Genomic DNA, 5,010 nt, shown 5'->3' with positions numbered 1-5,010 from the left:
TGCGGTGGTGCTCGTCGACACCCGCCGGATGAGCGACTCCTGGTACGCGATCGACGTCGTCCCCGGCGGCCGGCACCACCGACTGCATGGTCTTGGCCATGTGCCGGTTGTCCTTCCCTGTTCTTTCCGAGAGATCCGCGCCGTCGCTTACTTCCAGTCCTTCAGGATCTTGCGGTAGGCGTCACCGGTCTGCTCGGCGGCCTCCTCGGGCGAGGACTTGCCGGAGAGGACCTCCTGCTGGGCGACCTTGATCGGCTCGAAGAGGGAGTTGCCCTCGGCGATCCAGGGGCGCTGCACCGCCTTGTCGACGGCGGGCTTGAAGAACTCGACCATCTCGTTGGTCTTGACCGAGTCGATCTCGTACACCGACTTGCGCGTCGGGAGCAGGCTGAGCTCCTCGGTGGTGCGCTGCTGGACCTCGGCGGAGCTCATGTACTTGGCGAACTCGTAGGAGGCGTCGAGGTTGTCGGAACCGGCGTAGACGGAGAGGTTCCAACCGCCCTGCGGCGCGCCCTGGGCCTTGCTGCCGGCCGGGACCGCGGCGACGCCGAGGTTGGACTTGTCCTTGAACTCCTTGCCCGCCAGGGAGTCCTCGATGGCCCAGGGGCCGTTGATCATCATGGCCGCGTCGCCGTTCTTGAACGCGGTCTGGCCGTTGTCCCAGCCGTCGGTGAGGTCGGTGATGGCGGCCTTGGAGTCGACCAGGTCCTTCATCGTGGCGAACGCCTCGACACCGGCGGGCTCGTCGATGGTGACCTTCTTGGCGTCGGCGTCGAGCATGTCGCCGCCCTCGCCGTAGAGGTAGGGCAGGAACCAGTAGGGGTCGTCGCCGCGGAGGTAGAGCGAGGTCGCGCCGGTCTTGTCCTTGACCTTCGGGGCGTCCTTCTTGAGCTGCTCCAGCGACTCGGGGACCTCGACGCCGGCCTCTTCGAGGATGCGCTTGTTGTAGAAGAGCGCGAGGGTGTCGGTGACCTGCGGGACCGCGTAGGTCTTGCCGTCGAACTGGGTGCTGCCCCAGGCCGACTCGAGGTAGTCGTCCTTGTCGTCGACCGCGGCGGTGTCGTCGAGCGGCGCGAGGTAGCCCAGGTTGGCGAAGTCGGCGACCCACGCGACCTCGGTGCGCATCACATCGGGGGCACCGGAGTTGCCGCCGGCGGCGTTCTTGAACTTGTTGTTGGCCTCGCCGAAGTCGACGCTGACGTGCTTGACCGTGACGTCCGGGTGCTTCTTGGTGAAGTCCTCGGCGATCTTCTTGTAGACGCCCTTCTCGGCCTCGTTCGAGGTGTCCCAGAAGGTGACGGTGCCGGAGAGCTTGCCGGAGCCGCTGTCCTTCTTCTCCTCCTCGCCGTCACTGCCGCCGCAAGCCGTTGCCGCAAGCGCAAGCGCCGCAACCAGTGCGGTGGTCCCTATGCCACGCCGCATGATGAAGTCCTCCATGGGTTGTTCGCCCGATTTGAGGGAGTACCTGACGTGTCCCTCACGGGCCGCGCCGTCGCGGCGCCGGGCTGTCGAGGAACGTAACAGGGACACAATCGTTCCGAAAGACCTTGCCGCAAATTTCTGCAAGTGAGCTTGCGAGAACTTCCGCAAGAGGTTTCAACGCTGCTACGTTCCTCGCACTCACCGCAAGGCAGCAAGGAGAAACCGAATGCGACGTGGCATATCGGGCATATTGGCGTCCACCGTGGTGGCGGTGTCGGTCTCCCTGGGAGCCTCCGCCTGCGGAACCGGGAGCGGGAGCAAGGACCCCTCCGAGGTCACCGGCAGCGTCACCTGGTGGGACACCTCCGGCAGCGCCGAGGCGCCGTTCTTCAACCAGCTGGTCGGCGCCTTCGAGAAGAAGCACCCGAACATCGACGTGACCTACGTCAACGTCGACTTCTTCGAGGCCCAGGGCAGGTACCTGGACGCGGTCCGCTCCGGGAGCGGCGTACCGGACGTGCTCCGGGCCGACGTCGGCTGGATGGCCGGCCTGGTCGAGGACGGGCACCTCGCCGACCTCACCGGAACGCCCGCCTTCGCCGGTGAGGACGACTTCCTGGAGACCACCACCTCCAGCGTCACCCACGACGACCGCAGGTACGGAGTGCCGCAGGTCACCGACCCGCTGGCGCTGCTCTACAACAAGCGGCTGTTCGAGGAGGCCGGCGTCAGCCGGGTCCCCACGAACTGGAAGGAGCTCAGGAGCGCCGCGCTCACCGTGAAGGCGGAGACCGGCGCCGACGGGCTCGCGCTCAACACGGACGCCTACTTCTCCCTGCCCTTCCTGCACGGCGAGGAGAGCGACCTGATCGACCCGGACGTCTCCACCATCTCCATCGCCGGGCCCGACGCGGTGAAGGGCGTCTCCACCGCCGCCGACCTGGTCTCCTCCGGGGCCGCGCGCAAGCCCCCCGCGAAGGACGCCTACGGCGCCATGCAGTCCGCCTTCAAGCGGGGCGAGGTCGCCATGATCATCAACGGCCCCTGGGCCACCTCCGACATCTTCGACGGCACCGAGTTCGAGGACCGCGGCAACCTCGGTATCGCCCCCGTGCCCGCCGGCTCCACCGGTACCGCCGGCTCCCCCACCGGAGGCCACAACCTGGTCGTCTCCCAGGCGTCGGAGGACCTGGAGGCCGCCCAGCTGTTCGTCGGCTTCATGACCGCGTCCGAACAGCAGGAGAGCGCGGCCGTCGAACTGGGCCTGCTGCCCACCCGCAAGACCGCGTACTCGAAGCGGGTGCTCTCCGACCCGGTGCGCAACTCCTTCTACTTCGCGCACACCAAGTCCGTGCCCCGGCTCTCCGTGCCCGAGAGCGCCGAGCTGTTCGCCGCCTACGAACCGCACTGGACGGCGATCCTGCGCGGCGAGGAGACCGCGCGGGACGGCCTGACCGCGACCGCCGAGCAGTGGAAGGCGGAGCTGCTGCCCGGGTACCGCATCGAGCGCTGAGCCGCGCGCGGTAGGCAGTGCGCCACACGACCGGTACAGTCCATTTCCGTGACCGCACGGCTAGCTGACATCGCAGCCCAGGCGGGGGTCAGCGAAGCAACGGTCAGCCGCGTCCTGAACGGCAAGCCCGGAGTCGCCGCTGCCACCCGCGAGTCCGTCCTTGCCGCCCTCGACCTGCTGGGCTACGAACGTCCGCCCCGGCTGCGGCAGCGCAGCGCCGGACTGGTCGGCCTGATCACACCGGAGCTGGAGAACCCGATATTCCCCGCCTTCGCCCAGGTCATCGCCCAGGCGCTGACCCGGCAGGGCTACACCCCGGTGCTCGCCACCCAGACCCCGGGCGGCTCCACCGAGGACGAGCTGACCGAGATGCTCGTCGAACGCGGCGTCGCCGGCATCATCTACGTCTCCGGACTGCACGCCGACACCACGGCCGACATGCAGCGCTACGAGAAGCTGCGCGGCCAGGGTGTGCCGTTCGTGCTGATAAACGGCTTCTCGCCGAAGGTGCGGGCCCCCTTCGTCTCACCCGACGACCGGGCCGCGATGCGACTGGCGGTGACCCACCTGGTCTCGCTCGGCCACGAGCGCGTCGGCCTGGCACTGGGACCGGCGCGGTTCGTGCCCGTGCAGCGCAAGATCGAGGGCTTCGTGACGACACTGGGCGAGCAGCTCGGGCTTTCCGCGGAACAGGCCCACCTCTTCGTCCAGCACTCCCTGTACACCCTGGAGGGCGGCCAGGCCGCCGCGACGGCGCTGCTCGAACGCGGCTGCACGGCCGTGGTCTGCGCCAGCGACATGATGGCGCTGGGCGCGATCCGGGCGGCGCGGCAGCGCGGCATGGGCGTACCGGACGACGTCTCGGTCATCGGCTTCGACGACTCACCGCTGATCGCCTTCACCGATCCGCCGCTCACCACGATCCGGCAGCCCGTCACCGCCATGGGACAGGCCGCGGTACGCGCCCTGCTGGAGGAGGTCGGGGGGACGCCGACGCCGCACAGCGAGTTCGTCTTCCTGCCCGAACTGGTGGTTCGCGGGTCCACCGCCTCCGCCCTCCAGAGCAACGGCCGTCGGGGGCGGGCGTAGGTCGAGCGGAGGAGGCGGCCCGCCGAAGACCCACCCGGAGGATGATCGGCCGGGCCGGGGCGTCTGGCAGACTGACCCGTCATGGGGGCTCCGACCAGACGACCTGAGGATGACAACCGGGTGGCCACAGCAACGCCGTTGCACGAACGCGAGGCGGACATTCCCGCCCGCCGGCCGCTGGCACGGCGTACGCGGGGTCCGCGCCGTCCGCGCATCCTGTTCGAGATCGGTCTGATCGCGGTCAGTTACTGGGTGTACTCGCTCATCCGCAACGCCGTGCCCGAGCACGAGACCCACGCCATGCGCAACGCGCACTGGATCTGGGACGTGGAGAGGTCACTGGGGCTAGCCTTCGAGCACACCGTCAACCACGCCGTGAACTCGGTGACCTGGCTGATCGTGGCGATGAACTACTACTACGCGACGCTGCACTTCGTCGTGACGATCGGCATCCTGGTCTGGCTCTACCGCCGCCAGGCCGGGCGGTACGCGGCAGCCCGGACTGCGCTGTTCTCCACCACCGGCGTCGCGCTGCTCGGCTACTACTTCTTCCCACTCGCCCCGCCCCGGCTGATGACCGGCGGTGACTTCGTCGACACGGTCGTGGTGCACGGCACCTGGGGATCGATGGCCTCGGGAAACATGGCCAACGTCTCCAACCAGTACGCCGCGATGCCGTCGATGCACATCGGCTGGTCCGCCTGGTGCGGTGTCATCCTCGTGCTGCTCGCCCGACCGCTGTGGGTGAAGGCGCTGGGCGTGCTCTACCCGCTGCTCACGCTGGTCGTGATCGTGGCCACCGCCAACCACTTCTGGCTGGACGCCGTCGGCGGGCTGCTCTGCCTGGCCTTCGGCTTCACGGTGGCGTACTGCTGGTACGGCGACCACCTCCCCCGGCTCCCGCGCGGTTCCCTCCCCGCCCCGCGCCGACGCCCCGCCGCCCCCTCGGGACCCGGCTCCGAGGCCGAGGCCGAGACGGCCCCGCG

General features: G+C 68.9%; 4 protein-coding genes. 3 read left to right on the top strand and 1 reads right to left on the bottom strand.

Features of this window, described 5'->3' with window-relative positions:
- Nucleotides 1–147: 147 nt before the first annotated feature.
- Nucleotides 148–1,422: an extracellular solute-binding protein gene (locus tag ACYVE9_RS15440; RefSeq protein WP_461028423.1), complete on the bottom strand. Its 1,275-nt coding sequence runs from the start codon at nt 1,420–1,422 to the stop codon at nt 148–150.
- 226 nt (nt 1,423–1,648) lie between these two features.
- Between ACYVE9_RS15440 and ACYVE9_RS15435 the strand changes: the two genes are divergently transcribed.
- From ACYVE9_RS15435 to ACYVE9_RS15425, 3 genes are all read left to right on the top strand, one after another.
- Nucleotides 1,649–2,935: an extracellular solute-binding protein gene (locus tag ACYVE9_RS15435; RefSeq protein WP_461028422.1), complete on the top strand. Its 1,287-nt coding sequence runs from the start codon at nt 1,649–1,651 to the stop codon at nt 2,933–2,935.
- A gap of 48 nt (nt 2,936–2,983) precedes the next feature.
- The gene (locus tag ACYVE9_RS15430; RefSeq protein WP_461028421.1) at nt 2,984–4,024 is read left to right on the top strand and encodes a LacI family DNA-binding transcriptional regulator; all 1,041 of its coding nucleotides are present in this window, start codon (nt 2,984–2,986) and stop codon (nt 4,022–4,024) included.
- 81 nt (nt 4,025–4,105) lie between these two features.
- A partial coding sequence (locus ACYVE9_RS15425) for a phosphatase PAP2 family protein (protein WP_461028420.1) occupies nt 4,106–5,010 on the top strand: 905 nt, incomplete at its 3' end.

This window comes from Streptomyces sparsus, from assembly GCF_054776295.1.
Note: the sequence above shows the minus strand (reverse complement) of the source record. Positions and strands in the feature narration are given on the sequence as shown.

Excerpts from the sequence above, each read along its gene's own strand:
- ACYVE9_RS15435 (WP_461028422.1), top strand. The coding sequence starts at position 1,649 with ATGCGACGTGGCATATCGGGCATATTGGCGTCCACCGTGGTGGCGGTG.
- ACYVE9_RS15440 (WP_461028423.1), bottom strand. The coding sequence starts at position 1,422 with ATGCGGCGTGGCATAGGGACCACCGCACTGGTTGCGGCGCTTGCGCTT.